Origin of the sequence: Domibacillus robiginosus (assembly GCF_000966195.1) — a bacterium.
GTDB lineage: Bacteria > Bacillota > Bacilli > Bacillales > Domibacillaceae > Domibacillus > Domibacillus robiginosus.
The window spans coordinates 437,997-456,216 of sequence record NZ_LAHL01000003.1 but is presented as its reverse complement, the minus strand read 5'-3'; the positions used below and the strand labels follow the sequence as shown (position 1 = coordinate 456,216).

16 protein-coding genes are annotated in these 18,220 nt (G+C 47.7%); 2 read left to right on the top strand and 14 right to left on the bottom strand.

Annotated features, from left to right (window positions below):
• Positions 1–10: 10 nt before the first annotated feature.
• Together VP97_RS02940 and VP97_RS02935 are read right to left on the bottom strand one after the other, a co-directional pair.
• On the bottom strand, positions 11–1,189 hold the full coding sequence (locus tag VP97_RS02940) for an acetyl-CoA C-acetyltransferase (RefSeq protein ID WP_050180164.1): 1,179 nt from the start codon (positions 1,187–1,189) through the stop codon (positions 11–13).
• Positions 1,190–1,201: 12 nt separating this feature from the next.
• The gene (locus VP97_RS02935) at positions 1,202–3,505 is read right to left on the bottom strand and encodes a 3-hydroxyacyl-CoA dehydrogenase/enoyl-CoA hydratase family protein (protein ID WP_050180163.1); all 2,304 of its coding nucleotides are present in this window, start codon (positions 3,503–3,505) and stop codon (positions 1,202–1,204) included.
• Positions 3,506–3,615: 110 nt separating this feature from the next.
• On the opposite strand from VP97_RS02935, the gene cls reads away from it, so the two are divergent.
• Entirely contained in the window at positions 3,616–5,217 is a 1,602-nt protein-coding gene (gene cls / locus VP97_RS02930; protein WP_245629814.1) for a cardiolipin synthase, read from the top strand.
• Positions 5,218–5,637: 420 nt separating this feature from the next.
• Here the strand turns inward: cls and VP97_RS02925 are convergent, their stop codons facing one another.
• From VP97_RS02925 to VP97_RS02875, 12 genes are all read right to left on the bottom strand, one after another.
• Positions 5,638–6,705 carry a M20 family metallopeptidase gene (locus VP97_RS02925; RefSeq protein ID WP_050180162.1) on the bottom strand — a complete coding sequence of 356 codons (1,068 nt, stop codon included), beginning with the start codon at positions 6,703–6,705 and terminating at the stop codon, positions 5,638–5,640.
• A gap of 33 nt (positions 6,706–6,738) precedes the next feature.
• Complete coding sequence (locus VP97_RS02920; protein ID WP_050180161.1) at positions 6,739–7,950, bottom strand: MFS transporter; 1,212 nt, start codon at positions 7,948–7,950, stop codon at positions 6,739–6,741.
• A gap of 11 nt (positions 7,951–7,961) precedes the next feature.
• Complete coding sequence (locus VP97_RS23665) at positions 7,962–8,177, bottom strand: hypothetical protein (protein ID WP_156153394.1); 216 nt, start codon at positions 8,175–8,177, stop codon at positions 7,962–7,964.
• 70 nt (positions 8,178–8,247) lie between these two features.
• The gene (locus VP97_RS02910) at positions 8,248–9,165 is read right to left on the bottom strand and encodes an aldose 1-epimerase (RefSeq protein ID WP_050180159.1); all 918 of its coding nucleotides are present in this window, start codon (positions 9,163–9,165) and stop codon (positions 8,248–8,250) included.
• Between the two features lie 188 nt (positions 9,166–9,353).
• Complete coding sequence (locus tag VP97_RS02905; RefSeq protein ID WP_050180158.1) at positions 9,354–10,064, bottom strand: LutC/YkgG family protein; 711 nt, start codon at positions 10,062–10,064, stop codon at positions 9,354–9,356.
• The gene (locus tag VP97_RS02900) at positions 10,061–11,491 is read right to left on the bottom strand and encodes a LutB/LldF family L-lactate oxidation iron-sulfur protein (RefSeq protein ID WP_050180157.1); all 1,431 of its coding nucleotides are present in this window, start codon (positions 11,489–11,491) and stop codon (positions 10,061–10,063) included. The genes VP97_RS02905 and VP97_RS02900 overlap by 4 nt, the downstream gene beginning before the upstream one ends.
• 13 nt (positions 11,492–11,504) lie before the next feature.
• A complete protein-coding gene (locus VP97_RS02895; RefSeq protein ID WP_050180156.1) occupies positions 11,505–12,221 on the bottom strand; it encodes a (Fe-S)-binding protein in 717 nt (238 codons plus the stop codon).
• 147 nt (positions 12,222–12,368) lie between these two features.
• Entirely contained in the window at positions 12,369–13,085 is a 717-nt protein-coding gene (locus VP97_RS02890; RefSeq protein WP_050180155.1) for a FadR/GntR family transcriptional regulator, read from the bottom strand.
• An 88-nt stretch (positions 13,086–13,173) separates the two neighbouring features.
• Positions 13,174–13,335, bottom strand: coding sequence for a PH domain-containing protein (locus VP97_RS23130; RefSeq protein ID WP_281175069.1), 162 nt, complete (start codon positions 13,333–13,335; stop codon positions 13,174–13,176).
• Between the two features lie 3 nt (positions 13,336–13,338).
• Complete coding sequence (locus tag VP97_RS02885; RefSeq protein WP_050180154.1) at positions 13,339–14,565, bottom strand: PH domain-containing protein; 1,227 nt, start codon at positions 14,563–14,565, stop codon at positions 13,339–13,341.
• A complete protein-coding gene (locus VP97_RS02880) occupies positions 14,558–15,052 on the bottom strand; it encodes a PH domain-containing protein (protein WP_050180153.1) in 495 nt (164 codons plus the stop codon). Before VP97_RS02880 ends, VP97_RS02885 begins: the two co-directional genes overlap by 8 nt.
• 73 nt (positions 15,053–15,125) lie before the next feature.
• On the bottom strand, positions 15,126–17,669 hold the full coding sequence (locus tag VP97_RS02875) for a rhamnogalacturonan lyase (protein WP_050180152.1): 2,544 nt from the start codon (positions 17,667–17,669) through the stop codon (positions 15,126–15,128).
• 379 nt (positions 17,670–18,048) lie between these two features.
• Here VP97_RS02875 and VP97_RS23660 point away from each other — a divergent pair, with 379 nt between their 5' ends.
• A complete protein-coding gene (locus tag VP97_RS23660; RefSeq protein WP_156153392.1) occupies positions 18,049–18,213 on the top strand; it encodes a hypothetical protein in 165 nt (54 codons plus the stop codon).
• Positions 18,214–18,220 lie beyond the last annotated feature (7 nt).

Here is an 18,220-nt window from a genome sequence, read left to right as displayed (position 1 = left end):
TATCCCCCTTTTACGTAATCCGTTCAACTACCCCGGCGGCCCCCATTCCGCCTCCTATACACATCGTGACAACGCCGAATTGTCCTCCCTGCCGCGCCAGTTCATGTATGAGTGTGAGTGTTAGCTTTGTGCCGGTGCAGCCAAGCGGATGGCCAAGCGCGATCGCCCCGCCGTTTACATTCACTTTTTCCTCATCAAGACCCAGCTCCCGGATCACACCAATAGATTGGGAAGCAAATGCCTCATTCAACTCAAACAAATCAATATCCGCAAGCTCAAGGCCGGCCATTTTCAGCGCTTTTGGCACAGCAGCGACCGGACCGATACCCATTATTTCCGGCGGCACACCTGCAACCGCGAAAGAGCGAAATCTGGCAAGCGGTGTTAAGCCAAGAGCTTCCGCCTGCTCCCTTTCCATGACCAGGATGGCTGCGGCTCCATCTGAGGTCTGTGAAGCATTACCTGCTGTGACGGAGCCAGAAGCCGAAAAAGCGGGCCGGAGTTTCGCAAGTGCTTCCATAGACGTATCGGGGCGTACGCCCTCATCCATCGAAAAAGTAACCTGCTTCTCCTGCACGCGCAAATCGTCTCCTACATGCCGAAATGTCACATCTACCGGTACAATTTCATCATTAAATTTTCCTGATTCTATGGCACGGCTTGCTTTTTGATGGCTTTGAACGGCAAATGAATCCTGGTCTTCACGGGAAATGCCATACTTCCTGGCGACTTCTTCTGCGGTATGGCCCATTGACATATAATACTGCGGCATTTCTTCAGCAATTTTAATGTTAAGCCGGGCTACATGACCCATCATCGGTACAAGGCTCATCGACTCCACTCCGCCGGCAACGATGGCACGGGCATGACCGAGCATAATCCGTTCGGCTGCGTAAGCTATGGATTGAAGGCCAGACGAGCAGTACCGGTTAATGGTGACGGCCGGCACTTCATACGACAGGCCAGCAAGAGCGCTGATGTTGCGGGCAACATTTAATCCCTGTTCGGCTTCAGGCATCGCACAGCCAATAATAACATCATCAATTTCTCCACTGTATTCTCCTGCCCGCTTCAGCGTTTCCCGTACAACGAGCGCACCGAGATCGTCCGGCCGCGTATGCCGGAGTGTTCCTTTTTTAGCACGGCCGATCGGTGTACGCGCTCCTGCTACAATAACAGCTTCTTTCATTGCACTTCCTCCTTAATTGCGAAGTGGCTTGCCTTTTAGAAGCATATGCTGCATACGATGCTGGGTTTTTGGCATGGCAGCCAGCTGTAGAAAAGCCGCACGCTCAAGCTCCAGCAAATACTCTTCCTCCACTTCTGTTCCGAACGGCACGCCGCCGCCTGCAATTACCCAGGCCAATTTCCTGGCAATCTCCAGGTCATGATCGGAAATAAAGCCGGCCGTATGCATCGACTGAGCGCCCATCAGCATCGTCGCATAACCGGTTTCTCCCGTGACAGGTATTTTTTTTTGAACAGGCGCGCGATAGCCGGTTTCCGCCAAATAAAGAGCCGCTTTTTTCGCTTCATAAAGAAGGTAATCTCCGTTCATGCTGATACCGTCGGACTGGTAAAGAAAACCGCGTTCGCGAGCTTCTGCCGCCGAAGTGGATACCCTGGCCATGGCAATGGTTTCAAACACTTTATTGGCCGCTGCCTGAAGATCCTTCTCGGGCATTTGGTTCAAACAGCGAATGTACAGCTCTTTATTGCCGCCTCCACCTGGAATCAGACCCACACCAGCCTCCACCAGCCCCATGTAGGTTTCATGCGCGGCTTGAATGTGTGCGGCCGGCAGGCACACTTCCGCTCCTCCGCCGAGCGTCATACCAAATGGTGCCGCTACAACAGGCTTTGCACTGTATTTTATGTTCATCATCGCCTGCTGGAACTGTTTGACAGTCGCTTCAATTTCCCAGAGGTCATCATCCTGTGCAGCCATTAACATAAGGCCGAGATTAGCACCGACACAAAAGTTTTTACCCCGGTTGCCGATCACAAGTGCTTGATAGTTTCGTTCCACCTCCTCTATAGATGCATTTATCATTTGAATAATATCAAGGCCAATCGCATTATTTGGAGAGGTGAACTGGAGAAGTGCCGCTCCATCGCCGATATCATGCAGCCTTGCCCCGCTGTTTTCTTTTATTACATCCGTTCCTCTGGGCAGGTAAATGACTTTTTTATCCTCGCTTACAGGCTTATAGACCTTTGTCACAGGATCATAATAACGGTTTTCTACGTAAAACGAATCCTTTACTTCTTTGACCCAGTCCGGCACCTTCAGTCCCTGCACTTCCATTTTTTCCAGCGACTGAGCCAGACCGATTTGATCCCATATTTCAAAGGGGCCTTCCTTCCAGCCAAACCCCCATTTCATAGCCCGGTCAATCGAGACAATGTCATCTGCAATTGTTCTGGTCAGCTCTGCCGAGTAAAGAAGCAGCGGTGCGATGATTTGCCATAAAAATGTCCCGGCATCATCGTTGGCATACACAAGAGTGCGCCACCTGTCTGAGCCTTTCTGCTGCTTCGATCGTTCTATTGAATTCGCTTTCATTCTTTGCCGTACACCGTATTCCATCGTTTTTGCATTCAGCTCCAAAACAGTTTTACCAGTTTTTTTGAAAAATCCCTGTCCTGCTTTTGCACCAAGCAAGCCGTTTTCCTTCATTTTTGAAAGCAACTCCGGTGTTTCAAATACCAATTGCTCTTCTCCGCTCGTCTGATCGTACACATTTTTTGCCACATGAATAAACGTATCAATGCCGACCACATCAAGGGTGCGGAAGGTCGCACTTTTCGGCCTGCCAATCAATGCTCCTGTAATAGAATCTACTTCTCCGAACGACAGGCCCATCTGATCCATTACCTGCATGGTTTTCAGTAAGCCGTACGTGCCGATCCGGTTAGCGATAAAGTTTGGTGTGTCTTTTGCGAGCACCACACCTTTACCGAGCACATTTTCCCCGAATGACTTCATAAAATCAGTTACAGAACGGTCTGTGTACTGAGTGGGGATCAATTCAAGCAGCTTTAAATACCTGGGTGGATTAAAAAAGTGTGTACCGAGAAAATGCTTTTTAAAATCATCGCTCCGTTCCTCTGTCATCACTTGAACAGAAATTCCTGACGTATTGGAAGAAACGATGCTTCCGGCTTTACGATGGGCATCGACAAGTGCTAAAACACTTTTTTTCACATCAAGCTGTTCCACGACTACTTCAATAATCCAGTCCGCTTCCGCAAGCTTGCCTGCGTCATCGTCAAGGTTTCCTGCTGTGATTAAGGCAGCGTAACCCTTTACAGCAAGCGGGGCCGGTTTTTGCCAAAACAGCTCCTGTACGGCTCTCTCGGAAAGACAATTGCGGTTTTTCTCTCCTCCCAAAACCCTATCAAGCAGTAAAACGGGAATGCCGGCATTTGCGAGATGCGCGGCAATGCCTGAGCCCATAACACCTGATCCAATCACGGCCGCTCTACGGATATGCTGAATCACAAATGTGCCCCCTTTATTGAATGAATACTCATTCATCAATGATACTTAAACTATACGCCACCTTTTTTTAAATATCAATGGTCGCATGAATGAAATTTTTGGGTAAACTAATGGAAACGTTGATTGTGTGCTTTTTTGGGGATGGTATTCACCGTGGACAAGCACTGGAAAAGGATGTGACAGCCATGAGAGAAAAAATTGTTCAGTTATTTGTACTCATTACCTTTATCAGCCTGGTTTATTTTTCTATTCGATTTTACTCCAATGAGCTATCGGTCGCCTTTACGTATTTAGCCATTGGGGTTTCCGTTTTGGTTGTAATAAATTTACTTTTATTTGATTCACGCGGGACCAATTCAAAGGTGGCGTGGAGTGCAGTTGTGCTTGCCTTTCCGCTTGCGGGGGCCGTTTTATATGCAGTATTTGGGCGTGATCCAAGAAGACGTCTGCTTCCAAAGCAGGTTGTCTCAGAAACGGTTAAGTTTATTACTACTATGCGTCACTCAGGAAAAGAATGGGATGTATCCAACCAGCTTCCGGAAGCAAAAAACATCCGGAATATGACCGGTTTTGAAGCGCTGTCTGGAAATAAAGTGGACGTATTAACAAATGGCGAAGAAAAGTTTCCCGCTATTTTAGACGCGATCCGCCATGCGGAACACCATATTCATATTCAATATTATATTTTCCGGGATGACGCGATTTCTGTTCAAATCCGTGATGCGCTCATTGAGCGGTCAAAAGCAGGTGTTCATGTTCGATTTCTTTTTGATGGCCTCGGCTGCTCAAGCCTTCCAAAATCCTTTGTTAAACCGATGCGGGATGCGGGAGTAGAAGCTTATGCATTTGATTCGATTATCTCGCCCTGGCTCACGCGGACGGCCAACCTTCGCAACCATCGAAAAATGGTGGTGGTAGATGGACATACTGGGTTTACAGGTGGACTAAATGTTGGAGAAGAATACTGCAACCACTCCCCTCAATTCACAAAATGGCGGGATACCCATATACGGGTACAAGGACCGGCTGTTCATCAGCTGCAGGAAGCGTTTATAACCGACTGGATCCACGCGACGGGAGCGAAAACCTCCCTGCTTGATGAACTCAAAGAGTCGTTTCGATTCAAAGCCTATTTTCCCTCTAAAGTACATGAAGCGGATGAGATGGTTCAAACTGTTTATGGCGGTCCTTATAATGAGGAGCGCGATGTGCGGGATGCCATGCTGGAAATGATTCAGTCTGCTGAAAAATCCATTTGGCTTACTACCCCATATTTCGTGCCGGATGATGAAGCACTGGCGGCGATTCGGGTGGCTGCTCGAAGCGGAAAAGATGTACGTGTCATTGTACCAGGAAAAGGAGACAGAGCAGTTTCTTTCTATGGCACGAATTCCTATTTTAAAGACTTGCTTAGCGCCGGTGTTAAAGTGTTTGCTTACCGCGATGACTCGTTTACCCATGCAAAGGTGCTCCTGATTGACAATGTGCATGCTATTGTAGGAACAGCAAATTTCGATGTGCGCAGCTTCCGGTTAAATCATGAACTGATGACTTTTTTATATAACCGCACCCCGGCAGTTGAAAAAATTGAAGTGGACTTTCTCCGTGATTTTGCCGACTCCGTGCCGGTTACACGCGAACGCTTTGAACACCGTACTTTTTTAAAGCGTATCGGGGAATCCCTCGCCCGTCTGCTGTCCCCTATTTTATAAACAAGCGGCGGCGTCCGGGCAGCTCCGCTTTCCATGGGGCAGGCGCTGAGCCCGACTGCGCTTGGCCTCGGCTGCCCGCTCGTCCCATAAGAGTCTGCGCGGCCCTTCCGTCGCCAAGTGGCTTGCACCAGGGGTATATAAAGCTAAAAAAGTCGTATTTTTTCTTTTTAAAGAAAGAAAAAATGTCTATCCAGTCCTTGGCTGATTGACCTTCAACACCACTTGGTGAAGCCTGCCGGACGAAGGCTCCTGTAGGAAGTACAGTGAGTTGGGAGACCCCGCAGGCGCAAGCCGAAGGAACTCCCGCACTGCCTTAGGGTGCGCGAAGTCCGGCAGGCTTCACTTATCGGCTCCTTGTTTAAAAGCGAAAGACTTTGTTTACACACTGAAGCGGCTGTCCTATTCGGGCAGCCGCTTTTTTTAAAACCGAAAAATATAATCGGTTAAAATTTCTTTGAATGTAACAAGTGAATCGGTCTCTACGTATTCATTTTTACCGTGGTGATTTGCGCCGCAAGGACCGAATTCCACAGCGGGAATGCCACGGGCTGCATAAAACCGTGTATCCGCTGCCCCGTGCTGGCCAAACATTTCAACATTGCGCCCGCATATGTGTGCTGCTGCCTGCTGAAGACGGACAATCAGAGGATGGTCAGGATTCGTTTGTACCGGTTCTCCTTCACTTAATACCCGAATCGTTCCGTTCACAACCCCTTTTATTTCTTTAAGCAGCACTGCCGGGTCTTGTCCGGGCAGATACCGAATATCAAGATCCATGATACAGCAGTCCGGCACTTGATTGATCGCTTGTCCTGCTTTGATTCGGGCCAGATTGAGCGACGGATGCTCAAAATATGGTGTACTGACACTGAAAACGGGAAGCTCTTCAATGCGCTTATACGTTTCAACTGCATTTAAAATCGCGTTATCGCCAAGCCATGGACGGCTTCCATGGGCGGAGACACCTTCGACCTTTATTTCCACCTGCAGCACTCCTTTTGCCTGCACGGCAATATCAAGGTTTGTTGTTTCCCCGCATATAACCACGTCTCCAAGCAATCCATGCTCTACTAAGTATCCGGTTCCTTTCTGTCCTCCTTTTTCTTCATCTGGAACAAGTGCAAGCATCACTTTACATGGCAATTCTTCCTCCTGCACAAGCTCCGCCATTACATGCATCATGACCGCGACCGAGCCAAGCATATCAAAGCTGCCGCGTCCATATAGCTTTCCATCTGCCACATACGGGATAAATTGGTCAGGACCCGCTGGCACAACGTCAAGGTGACCATTTAAGATGACGGTCGGACCTTCCTTGCCAATAACGGAAACAACGCTTTTTAAGCCTTCATTGTTAATCACTCTCGCCTGGACGCCGTTGGCCGCAAGCCACTCCGCACAGTATTCTGCTGCCGCGTTAATCCGATCTTTTTCCACAGTACGAAATTCAATCAGCTTTCTTGTTAATGAGACAATCGACTCTTTCAACCGCTCCCTCTCCTTTACTGCAAAAATCCGTTTCTATATAACTTCCTTTTGTTTCTGTAAATAAACATACAAAACAAAGCTGAAGAGAGCACTCAGCAGGGCACATGCGCCGATAAACAGATAACCGGCCTGCATGCCTCGCACAATTCCCAGACCCGTTCCTGCATAATCCGTTACGGCTGTAATAATGGCGCCAATCACTATATTTCCTAAAACGGTGAAGATACCCATGATGGTCACAACAAATGTAATGGCTGTGTCACTGTTTTGGCGATAGCGCCGGGCAATCATGGCCATAACCGTTGGATAAACGGGCGCGATACCGATACCAGCCGCTGCCAGCAGAAGCGCTCCTGGCTCACCAGCAGCAATACCGATAAAGGTCAGCCCCGCCGAGAGTGCACCGAACAAAATGAGAGAGAGGGTAAAACCGATTCGATCAGTGATCGGTCCCAAAAACAAACGTGAAAAAGTAAAAAACAAAAAGAAAATGGATAACATTTGAGAGGCATCTGCGTTCGTCCAGTTATAGGCTTTTTCTAAAAAATTTACAAGCCAGCCGCCCACAGACATTTCTGCTACAACGCCGAAAGACAGAATAAGCACAATCAGCCATAGAACCGGATCACGTGCAAGCGTCTGAACCGGTATTCGCTGTTCAGGATGCACCTCTTCTTCTGGAAACCGGCTTGCCAGAGCAGGAATCATTGGAATAAGCGAAAGCAGCATCACAATAAGATACATTCCGCGCCAGTCCAGCATGACGCCGCCCACAGTCAGCTTCATTAAGCCTGAAGCCAGCATAGGGGCAACAATCGAACTGAGTCCATAGAAAAAATGAGCTAAATTCATCATCATGCCGGTATTTTTCACAAACAAACGCGCACTTAAAATAGCGAGCACAATTTCCAGCATACCGTTTCCGACATACATAAAAAAGTAAGCGCCCGCAAGCGCCCGATAGGCAGTTGATAAATAAATAAACACACCTGATAACGCCATAAAACCAAATGACGCAGCACTCATTACCTTAATACCCCATTTTCTCGTTAACTGGGCCGTAAATGTACAGGCAAGCAAATACGCAATGGAGTTAAAAGCCAAAAGTGTACCGACTTGAAAGGCATCCAGCCCAAAATCTGCTTGAATGCGCGGCATAGCCGGACCTTTTACATTTTCTGAAAAACCAAAAATAAGAAAGCCGACGAACACAGTCGCCAGCATGAGGAATCGGTTTTGTTTCATCTTCCATCTCCTTAAAAGATCAGCAGGTATCCGACACCTGCCATGATACCTGCAAATCCGGCCATCATCGCAAGAAGCGTCCATTCGGGAGAAAGCCCTTTCGAAGCCCAATTTTCCGCGGGCAGCTCCTCCAACTGCTTTCGTTTTTCGAGTTCTTCCGCTTCTTTTTGCAGATAGTCATCCGGTGGCGTTTCGGTTAAAAGCGTGTCGATGAGTGATTTTTTCATAGCTTCCTCTTCTTTCAGCACTTTTCCTCATTATACCAAAAAATCCGCAGTAGCATTACTGCGGATTAAGTTAAACCCTCACTTCAATTTCTGCCGTTATGGTATCTTCTTCACCGGGCTGCAGGATTTTTAATCCCGTCGTTTCCGGTGAGAGGTTCATATTGAACGCATTGGTAATACACGTATAAGGCTCCGGGCAAACAAATCCTTCTTTGCCATTTCCATTATAAACAACCCAATGCTTAAAGGATGAATCCGTTCGATATGTAATCGTGCAGCCTGTTTCCCGATTATGCATGACTGCTTCATTCCCTTCATCAAAAGCAGCATAAGCATCATCAAGCGGCATCGCCTGCAGACTTATTTCCTTCATCGGCTCACCCGGTACTTGTTCACCCGTCGGAATGGCTTCATCCGTCAGAATCCACTGGCTTTTTTTCGTCAATGAAAAAGAAGCGTGCTTTTCGTCAAATAAAAAGGACGTATGATAGCCAAGTCCCCATGGAAATGCTTGGTCCCCATTGTTCCTGACAGTCGCTTTTTGACGTAAAACAGCGCCTTCAAGCTCATACGTTAACGTAATAGAAGCTCCGTTATAAATGGCCGGTTGGTCAAGCTCGATCATCGTTTCAATGGTCACAACGCCGCCCTCTTCTTTTTCACCTATGACCTGCCACGGCTGGTTGTACACAAAGCCATGGATATGATGCTTATCTATTTCATTGATCGGAAATTGATGAACAGTGCCATTAAACGTAAAGGCGGCATTTTCAATCCGATTCGGTGGAAACAAAACGGGGATTCCATTCAGCATCGGATTTTCGCTTAATGCTGTGAAGGAGTCTGGCTTTACAAGCAGCTCTTTCCCCGTTTTCATTTCTACTAATGAAATCACATTGCTGCCAAACGACGGAATCATTAATAATTGAAGATAATCGTTGGACGCTTGAATCGCTTCTTTCCCATCAAATAGTACATGTTTAATCATGGTTATTCTCCTTTGCGCGTGACATCGCTGCCAGAGCTTTTTGTTAACGATTTGCCCCTTTCACCTTCATTATAAACGTATGTATAATAAATATCCGAATTCTACCCTTTTCAATAGGCAGAGGGATAAATAACAAATAAAAGCCGGCTTTACCCAGTAGGGCAAAACCCGCTTTGTCAGCGCAGGCATCATCGGTCTTCGATCACAATATACGCTGCTTTTACAGGACCATGTACGCCAACAACAAGATTCATTTCAATGTCAGCAGAATTACTCGGACCGGTAATGAAATTGATGCATGATGAAATGGTTTCACCTGCCTGCACACGACGGGAAATTTCCTGCGCTGCCTGTGTCATGCGGGGCACAATCGTGCTTTTAGGCACAAGCGCAATGTAATTACGCGGCAGCAGGCTGACCGAGCGTCCTTTTCCACCCCCCGCAAATAAGACAACTGTGCCCGATTCCGCCAGGGTGATATCACTGAAGGTAATACCGATATTCGCCCTTTCTGCCTGCGCAATATTTTCACGGCCGCGTTCCGCTCTCCACTCGTTTACCTCGACATAACGGGCTGGCCATGTTTCGTTCACCAGCGTATCAAGGCCAAATTCGGTAAAGCGCTCGTCCTGCCAGATTGAAATCGGTCCACCGCCGTATAAGGTAACAGTTGCCTCTAGTACTTCCGACAGCTTACTGCTTGTTGTTTCAATCAATTCGGTATGAATGAGCCGGCACTGATCGCGCAGCACCGTCAGAAGTTCATCCTGGTTCCTGTCCGTCAGCGTTTTATCCTGTGGGCGAAACTGCCAGCTGCGCTCCGGCTTTACACTTGTATTGGGACTGCGACCAAGCTGCCTCGCCACATTATTTAAAAATGAATCCCGATAGTGAATCACTGTTCGCCGCCTCCTTTTTCGTGCTGCTTAAACCAGTCACGGAACCGCTCTCTATTCGGCGCCGGAAACTCCCGAATTTCTGTCCATGCTTTCAAAGGGCCTGGTCCGTTTGAAATGCGGTCATTTTTTGTAAACGGCTTCATCATCGCAGCAGCCATCTTTGAGCCTGCGGCGTACATCGGATTCGATGCCGCCCCAAGTCCAAATGCTTTCATGGCAAGCTTTTCGGATACCGGCGCCCGCCCCTCCCTTTCCACAATAACCTGGCGGTGCTTGTGCAGCAGTTCATGCAGTGGAATTTTCACCGGGCACGCATCTGTACAGGCGGCACAAAGAGTCGAAGCATATGGAAGATCTTTAAAATCATCATAGCCGCCAAGAAGCGGTGTGAGCACTGCTCCAATCGGCCCTGGATAAATGGAATTGTATGAATGGCCGCCGATGTGCCGGTATACCGGACAAACATTAATACAGGCAGCACAGCGGATACATTGCAGAACAGACTGAAATTCTGTGCCTAAAATCTTGGAACGTCCATTATCCACGATGACAAGGTGAAATTCTTCCGGCCCATCCGCATCTCCTTCTTCGCGGGGGCCTGACAGAGTTGTGATGTAGCTCGTCAACTTTTGTCCAACCGCACTGCGTGTCAAAAGGCCAACAAGCACTTCAAACTCTTCAAAGGTCGGCACAATCCGCTCCATGCCCATTACCACGACTTGTGTTTTGGGCAGGTCCGAGACAAGACCGGCATTTCCTTCATTGGTTACAAGACCCACCGAGCCGGACTCGGCAATGGCAAAGTTGCAGCCGGTAATGCCAATATCTGCGCTCAAAAATTCCTGACGCAGTTTTTCACGCGCGTAAAGGGCCAGCTCCTCTGGCTTGGAGGTCATCTTGTAATCAAGCTTCTGGGTGAAAACGTCCCGGATTTGCTCCTTGTTTTTGTGAAGCGCTGGTGCAACGAGATGAGATGGCGGATCGTGCTCATCAAGCTGCAGGATATATTCGCCCAGGTCCGTTTCGATCACTTCGCAGCCTTCTTCTTCAAGCACTCCGTTCAAGCCAATTTCTTCTGTGACCATCGATTTGGCTTTCAGAATTTTTTTCCCGCCATTGGCTTTTACAACCTCACTGATATACCGGTTTGCTTCATCCGCTGTTTCGGCGAAAAACACATGTCCGCCCCGCTTTTGAAGGTTTTCCGCCAGCTCGTGTAAGTAATAATCCAGGTTATTTAGTACATGCTGACGGATTTCCTCTCCGTGCGACCGCCATTCTTCCCAATTGCCAAGCTCTTCTGCGGCATCGAGACGGCGTGTGCGGAGGCGTTCCTGGGCGCTGGCTACCGCACCGCGCATAAACGTATCCTCTATATTTTTATTGACGTTCTCTTTAAATTTGCCTTCACCGATTTTCATTGCCATGTTGTTTCCCCCCTCACCGGCTGTTTAGCACTTCCGCGATATGCATTACGCGGACCTTTTTTCCTCTTCGTTCTATACGTCCCCCGATATTCATCAAGCAGCCGCCATCGGCTCCAATTAAAAAGTCGGCTCCTGTTCGTTCGGTCGAATCAACTTTTTCATCGACCATCTGCTCGGAGATATTGCCCATCTTTACCGAAAATGTTCCGCCGAAACCACAGCAGTTATGTGCGTTTGGCAGCGGCTCAAAGCGGAGCCCTTCTACATTTTGAAGCAACGTCATCGGCGCATCCTTTACACCGAGCAGCCTTGTCATGTGACACGATGGGTGGTACGTCGCCACTCCGTTCAGCTTCGCACCCACATCTTCTACTTTCATCACATTGACGATAAACTCTGTCAGCTCATATGTTTTCGCGGCTAACCGTTCCGCACGCGGGCGCCAGATTGGGTCATCATGAAAAATATGCTGGTATTCCTTGAACATAGTTGCGCATGAGCCAGAAGGCGTCACCACGACCTCTGCATTTTCAAATGTAGCGATCATTTTTTTCATTGCCTCTTTTGACTCTTTTACATAGCCTGAATTGTAAGCCGGCTGCCCACAGCACACCTGACCCATCGGGAAATCAATCTCACAGCCAAGCCGTTCCAGCACTTCTACCGTTGCTTTTCCCACGTCGGCTTGAAACATATCAACGATACAGGTAATAAAAAGTGTAACCTTCACATTGCTTCACCCCAGAAGTATGGTCATCAGATGACCTGTTTAATAAGATTTCTTTTTATAATACTACAAACGCTTTCATTTTCCAAGACTTTCTTTAACAGAGAAAAAGCCACTTTGTGCCGGCTTTTTCTCTCTTAACAGCCTGTTTTATCCTATTCCTAGATGCTTGCGCAGAACCGATTCTACATAATCAAGATGGGTAGCCATTGCTTTCCTTGCTTCTTCTGCTTTTCGGGCTTGAATGGCCCTTAAAATCGCTTCATGCTGCTGGTTCAGCTGTTCAACCGTAGCACTCGCTTCATATAAGCAGATACGCCGGGTTTCCCGCATCGATTCTGCCGTCATGTCAGACACATGATTCATTAAGCTTGATAACAGTGTATTGCCAGCCGCCCCGGCTACAGCCAGATGAAAAGCAAGATCCGCTTTTTCTCCCCGTTCCGGGTCTCCCGCATGTGTCACCATCTCTGAAAGAGCGCTTTTTATGGCGTTAAGATCGGTCTCCGTGCGCCGCAGGGCTGCAGAAGCAGCAATCCCTGTTTCCAAAATTTTGCGTACCTCCATAAGCTGCTGCAGGTCCTCTTTGTTCATCAAAAGGGCGCTTTGCAGGGGAAACGCAATATCTCCTGGTTCAAACGCTTTTACATAGGTGCCTTCTCCCTGCCGCATTTCAATAAGCCCCATTGCCCGAAGAGATGTGAGTGCTTCTCTTATGGCGGACCGGCCGACTTGAAAGCTTTCAGCCAACTGCTGAACAGAATCAAGCTTTTCACCCGGCTGCAATTCTCCAGAACGGATGGAGTCAAGCAGCGTATCGGCTACTTCTTCATATATTTTTTTGGGCTTAATTTGTTTATATTTCAATACTTCTCTCACCTCTCGTCTATTATATACGCAACGAGACGGCTGGCTGTATATTTTTCTTGCTTGTACGGGCGAAGAAGCCGGGCCGTTATGATCGTTTTGAATACCAGCGATAAAACTTGCGGCCGGTTTCGATAGGCACATCCGCAAGCTCCGTGTAATGAACCGGGTTTGCCCGGTTGGCAATACGAATCGTCGCTAGCTTCCATTTTCGCTGCAGAATCCCTTCCTTCATTTCTACCTCCTGCACTTTTCAACGTGTCGTCAGCAGCAGCTCCGTAAATAGGGAGCCGGTTTTGAGCTGGATAAAGTCCCCGTTGATTGTATAACGTGCCTGTTTAAATGCAAGCCATCGAAGCAGCAGAATCCAAAAAAGCAGAACCGGTGAAGCATACCAGTAAGCAGGCAACTGCCAGAGCAAAACAGCCGTCGCTATGATCCATATATAGCTCGGCCTCAGCAGCTTTATCCATAACGAAGCCGCGGGCAGCTTCTGCATCTCGTTTTTCAGCTCATACTGCGGCAGAAGTTCCTTTATCATTTTCTGTGCGTCTTTTTCCGGCAAAAACGGATACAGCGAGTTGGTTTCCAGCTCCTCTTCTCCTGTATCACCGGCGCTGATCAATTCTACTTCCACCAGCCCAAACCATTTTTTCACAAAAGACTGCTTCCATTTGACCGCCTGTACTTTTTCTCTTGTAATCGTGAAAAACGTTTCATTGAGCAGTCCTTTTTTCAAATAAATTCGCTTCTCGTCTGACATAATAGCCGAATTGCCATATTGTAAATACGTAATAATAATTCCTGCTGCTATACCCAATATAACGAGTCCCGCAGAGATAGGCACAAGCAGCCAAAGTGAACCAGCCACATAATCGACGGCTTTTTTTGTAAATCCGCCAAGGCTGAGAAAATCATCGACGGTAAAATACAACGAGGCGAGCAGGGGAATAATAAGAAAAAAGCTGAACGATGTAAAAGAAGCTTTTAACAACTCACGATTTGTTGCTTGAAAGTGCAGTATTCGTTCATCCGGCTCCTCTTCTCCCTTTACCATCGCTTCAACTCGATCAGCTTCCCGCTTCGTTACAGCCTCCAGCTTCAAAGAGGCTTCTTCTCCACCGGTTTCCAGCGAAAGCGCCGTCAAGCCCAGCAGCCTGTGAGGAAAGGATGTATTTCGCTGCGCATTTTGAATTCGACTAAATGGCACATGACGTTCTGATTTTACAAACAAACCCTCATATACATAAAGCGCGTGTTCACGAAATTCATAGCGGAACATCCACCACTTCAGTACAGTCCATACGATGCTGACTGCTATAAAAGCTAAAAATCCAATTCGTCCCCAATAAATCCAGCTGCTTTCCTCGGCGGGATGAAAAACGAAAAAAAACAGTGCGGGGAAAAAAGCATGTCGAACCGTCCGAACAATGGACAGCAGCATGCCGGCGGGATGAAGACGCCTTTGCAGCTTACTCACCGTCTTTCACCTGTGCAAGCTCGGCAATTTGTTCCCGCAGCGAAAAAGCTTCCCTTTCCGGAAGAGCTGGAATGTTATGCGAAGAAGCCATTGTTCCAATCACCAAGTTATACAAGCCATATTTGCGCATAATGGGTCCTTGATTCGTCGTGACATATTCCACTTTTGCCATAGGCACAAGTACATGAACCCGCGTCAGCGCTCCGTGCTTTAACTGAACGTATTCTTCGCTTACGTCATATCGCCATATTCGCTGCAGGATAAACGGCTCAATGCCAACCGCAAAAATAGCTGATAGCACTGCCAAACCGGCCGCTCCATACAGCACCCAGCCAACCCAGCTCCACCAGCCCCAGGCTGCATCCATTACCAGCAGGGCAGCAATCAGGAGAAGGGCGGCCGCATGGACGATCGCCCTGCTCAGCCGCCACATCCTTACTGCCTCTCGTGAAATACTTTTATCCGGTGCTTTGATGTTTGTTTCCATTTATTGATCACCCCATTCTTCTTTCTTTTATACGAATAAAAGGGTGTTTCGTTTCAAGAAATGGACCAAATCGTTATTTTTGCAGCCATTCTTTTTTCAGCTGTTCAGCGCGATTAAGTACATTCAAGCGTGCCCGGTCGCTTTCTGCTTTCTCTGTGTAAGAAACAAACTTGTCCAGGAAAGAAACAGCTTGATTGATTTTGCCTTTTTCAAACTGATGTATCGCTTGCTTCAATGCGTTGTCCAGCTTTTTGCCAGTTGAATGGGAAATCTCTCCGACCTCCCGATATTGGTTTACTAAATCCTGAAGCGAACGGGCTGTTCCAGGCGTTTGATAAGCGGGCTGTGGTACAGAGGACCAGTCTGTATCCGATGCAAAATAAAAGCTTGTGTACGCCGGCTGATTATAAGCTGTGTTTTGTCCGGCAATACCCGTTCTATACTGCGTATCGTGCATAAGCGTATACATCTTCCGGTCTGTTTGCTCTGTGCTGGTGAAGATTCGAATCGCACTGCTATCGGCAGTCCGCAGCAGCAGCTCTTCCCGCCAGTCACCGAACACGTCTGCTACAAGAGATGGATTTCCTTTTGTGCCATTGTTTGTACGCGTATTTTCTGCCAGGAGCTTTCTTCCTTTCAGCCAGTCGTCGATGCTCGGTGTACCGTCTCCTGATCCATTTACGATTTGCGTTGTCATATCAGGCGCCCATTTAATATTCATATTGGTGCCGGGAGCTTTCGTGCCGATTTGTCCGCCTTGAGCAGTACGCAGGTCAACCGCCCATGTTTCGAGTCCTCTTTTGGAAGGATCAACATCTCCGATCATCCCCCGGCCCGTATCTTTGCCGGTATAAGCACCATAGATTATTTTGCCTGTTTTTGCATCCCGCATCGCGTAGCCATACGGTGCATACGTGCCGCCTTCATGCACCATAAAGATTTCCAGCCCTTCCCGGTCCGGGTCGATATCCGTTACATGAATCGCATCACCGTGCCCAAGCTTTGCTGTTGTTCCCGGCACAGCACTTTGTTCTGGCATCGTATCCGTAGAGCTGTACAGAAGACTGCCGTCATGGTCAACCGTTGCTGATCCATACACGATTTCCTGCTTTCCGTCTCCATCTACATCTGCTGTACTCAGGAAGTGGGCGCCCTGGTTGGCAAGCGCACCAAGCTCGGGATCTTCCCCGCTTGTGCCGTGCGGACCGTCGTTAAATGGATTTTTCATCGGCGTCCAACCGCTGTCTGCCGTCCATACTTCGCGCAGCTTTTCTCCGTCCCAATCATAGGAAACTAGTGCTGCCCGTGTGTAATAACCGCGCGCAAAAACAGCAGATGGCGTTTTGCCATTTAAGTATGCGACTCCTGCAAGAAAACGGTCGACCCGGTTGCCCGGCTCGATGCGGCTCATCGCATAATCTCCCCACATCAATCCATCGTCATGACGGCTGACTCCGTAAGGGATGGTCTCCATTTCGGCACCGGTCTCTCCGTTAAACACAGTAATATATTCAGGGCCGCTGACAATAAAGCCTTCGAAATTTCGTAAATTGTTGCGTCCACTCCGCTCAGGTGCGTACACATCCATAAAGTAGTCCGCTAATTTTTCCGCATCTTCTTTAGACAAAGGATACTTATACTGCGGCTCAATCCCAAAGCTTTCTTCCAATGTTTTCGGCCAGCTGCCATTTACAACTTCCTCGTGCTTATGCCAGTTCATAAACATGTCAACGACGTGATTGTAGTAATCCGCTTTGCTCATCCGGTAGTCATCTGTATGGGCATAGCCCGCTTTAATGTCTTCCTTGGGCATCGTAATATATTTTTCAGAAATCACGTTTCCCTGATCGTTATAGCGGATGATTTTTGTGCCCGGTGCTGTTTTAAACATGGTTTCAGCTTTTCCGTCTCCGTCAAAATCATAGACAAGAAACTGCGTGTAATGAGCGCCGGAGCGAATATTAACGCCAAGGTCTATCCGGTACAACAGCTTTCCTTCAAACGTATAGCAGTCAATGTATGTGTTACCATTGTAGCCGATCTGTGAGACATCTTTGGAATTGGATGGATCCCATTTGACAAAAAATTCGTAGCGGCCGTCGCCATCCACATCGCCGACACTCATATCGTTCGCTGAATACGTATAGGCTTCTCCCACTGGTGTAACTCCGCCCGCCGGCTTTTGCAGCTTTAAATCATGATAAGCCTGTCCCCACGGCTTCACGGCGTCACTCTGGTCCAATTCTTTACCTTTTTGTACCGCCCGGACAAAATAAGAATCAGCTGCTTTTCCATTTGGATCAACAAAATTCGTGCTGTTTTGAACAGCGGCTATTTTTTGACCGTTTTTATATACATGAAAGTCTGTTCCGGTCATACCCGTCTGGGCGTATCCATCCACTTCATTTCCGAGCAGACGCCAGCTGAGAAAAACGCCGCTTGACGTTGGAATAGCCTGCAGCCCCCTGTCCAGTCGTTCCATTTGAACAGCCACGGGGTTTTGCTTTGGCTGCTCTGCAGCTGCATGTGCCGTTCCTGCCCACGGGGACAAAAGAAGCGGAAGAGCCGCAATCGGTGCGATTATTTTAGATTTGAACTTCGTCAATATCTCCACCATCCTTTTATGCAAGCGTTTTCAAAAATCTTTTTTAGTATAAAGGGTGCTCTTTATCTATAACAGGGAAAAAGCAGATAATATTGTTAAAAAAACCGAGAGCTTCCTTTATGTGAAAATCATTTTCAATTATCAGTTGACAGATTTGGAAGGAGCGGGTAAGATAGTATTTGTAACCGGTAATGATAATCATTATCAATTTAGCTTTACCCCACCGATTCATTGTGCATTGTTTGGCGGTCCGAATGCCCATCCGGACCGCCCCCTTTTTGTTTAAAGAAATGTAAAGAATATGTAAATATACTTCCAGCTTATCTATTTGTCTGCTATTCTGAAAAAGGTTACTGTTTTCTATCTTATATTTTTCAAGGAGGAGTTCGGTATGGATTCTATGTTGAAAAAGAAATTGGCGGCGGGCAGTTTAACTGCATTTTTGGCAATAGGTGCTTTAGCAGGCTGTGGCGGTGCTGAAGAAGAGGAAACAAACACAGACACGGAAGAGATGGAAACAGAGGAAGAGGAAGAAACGGAAGAGGAAACAAACTAATCACGAT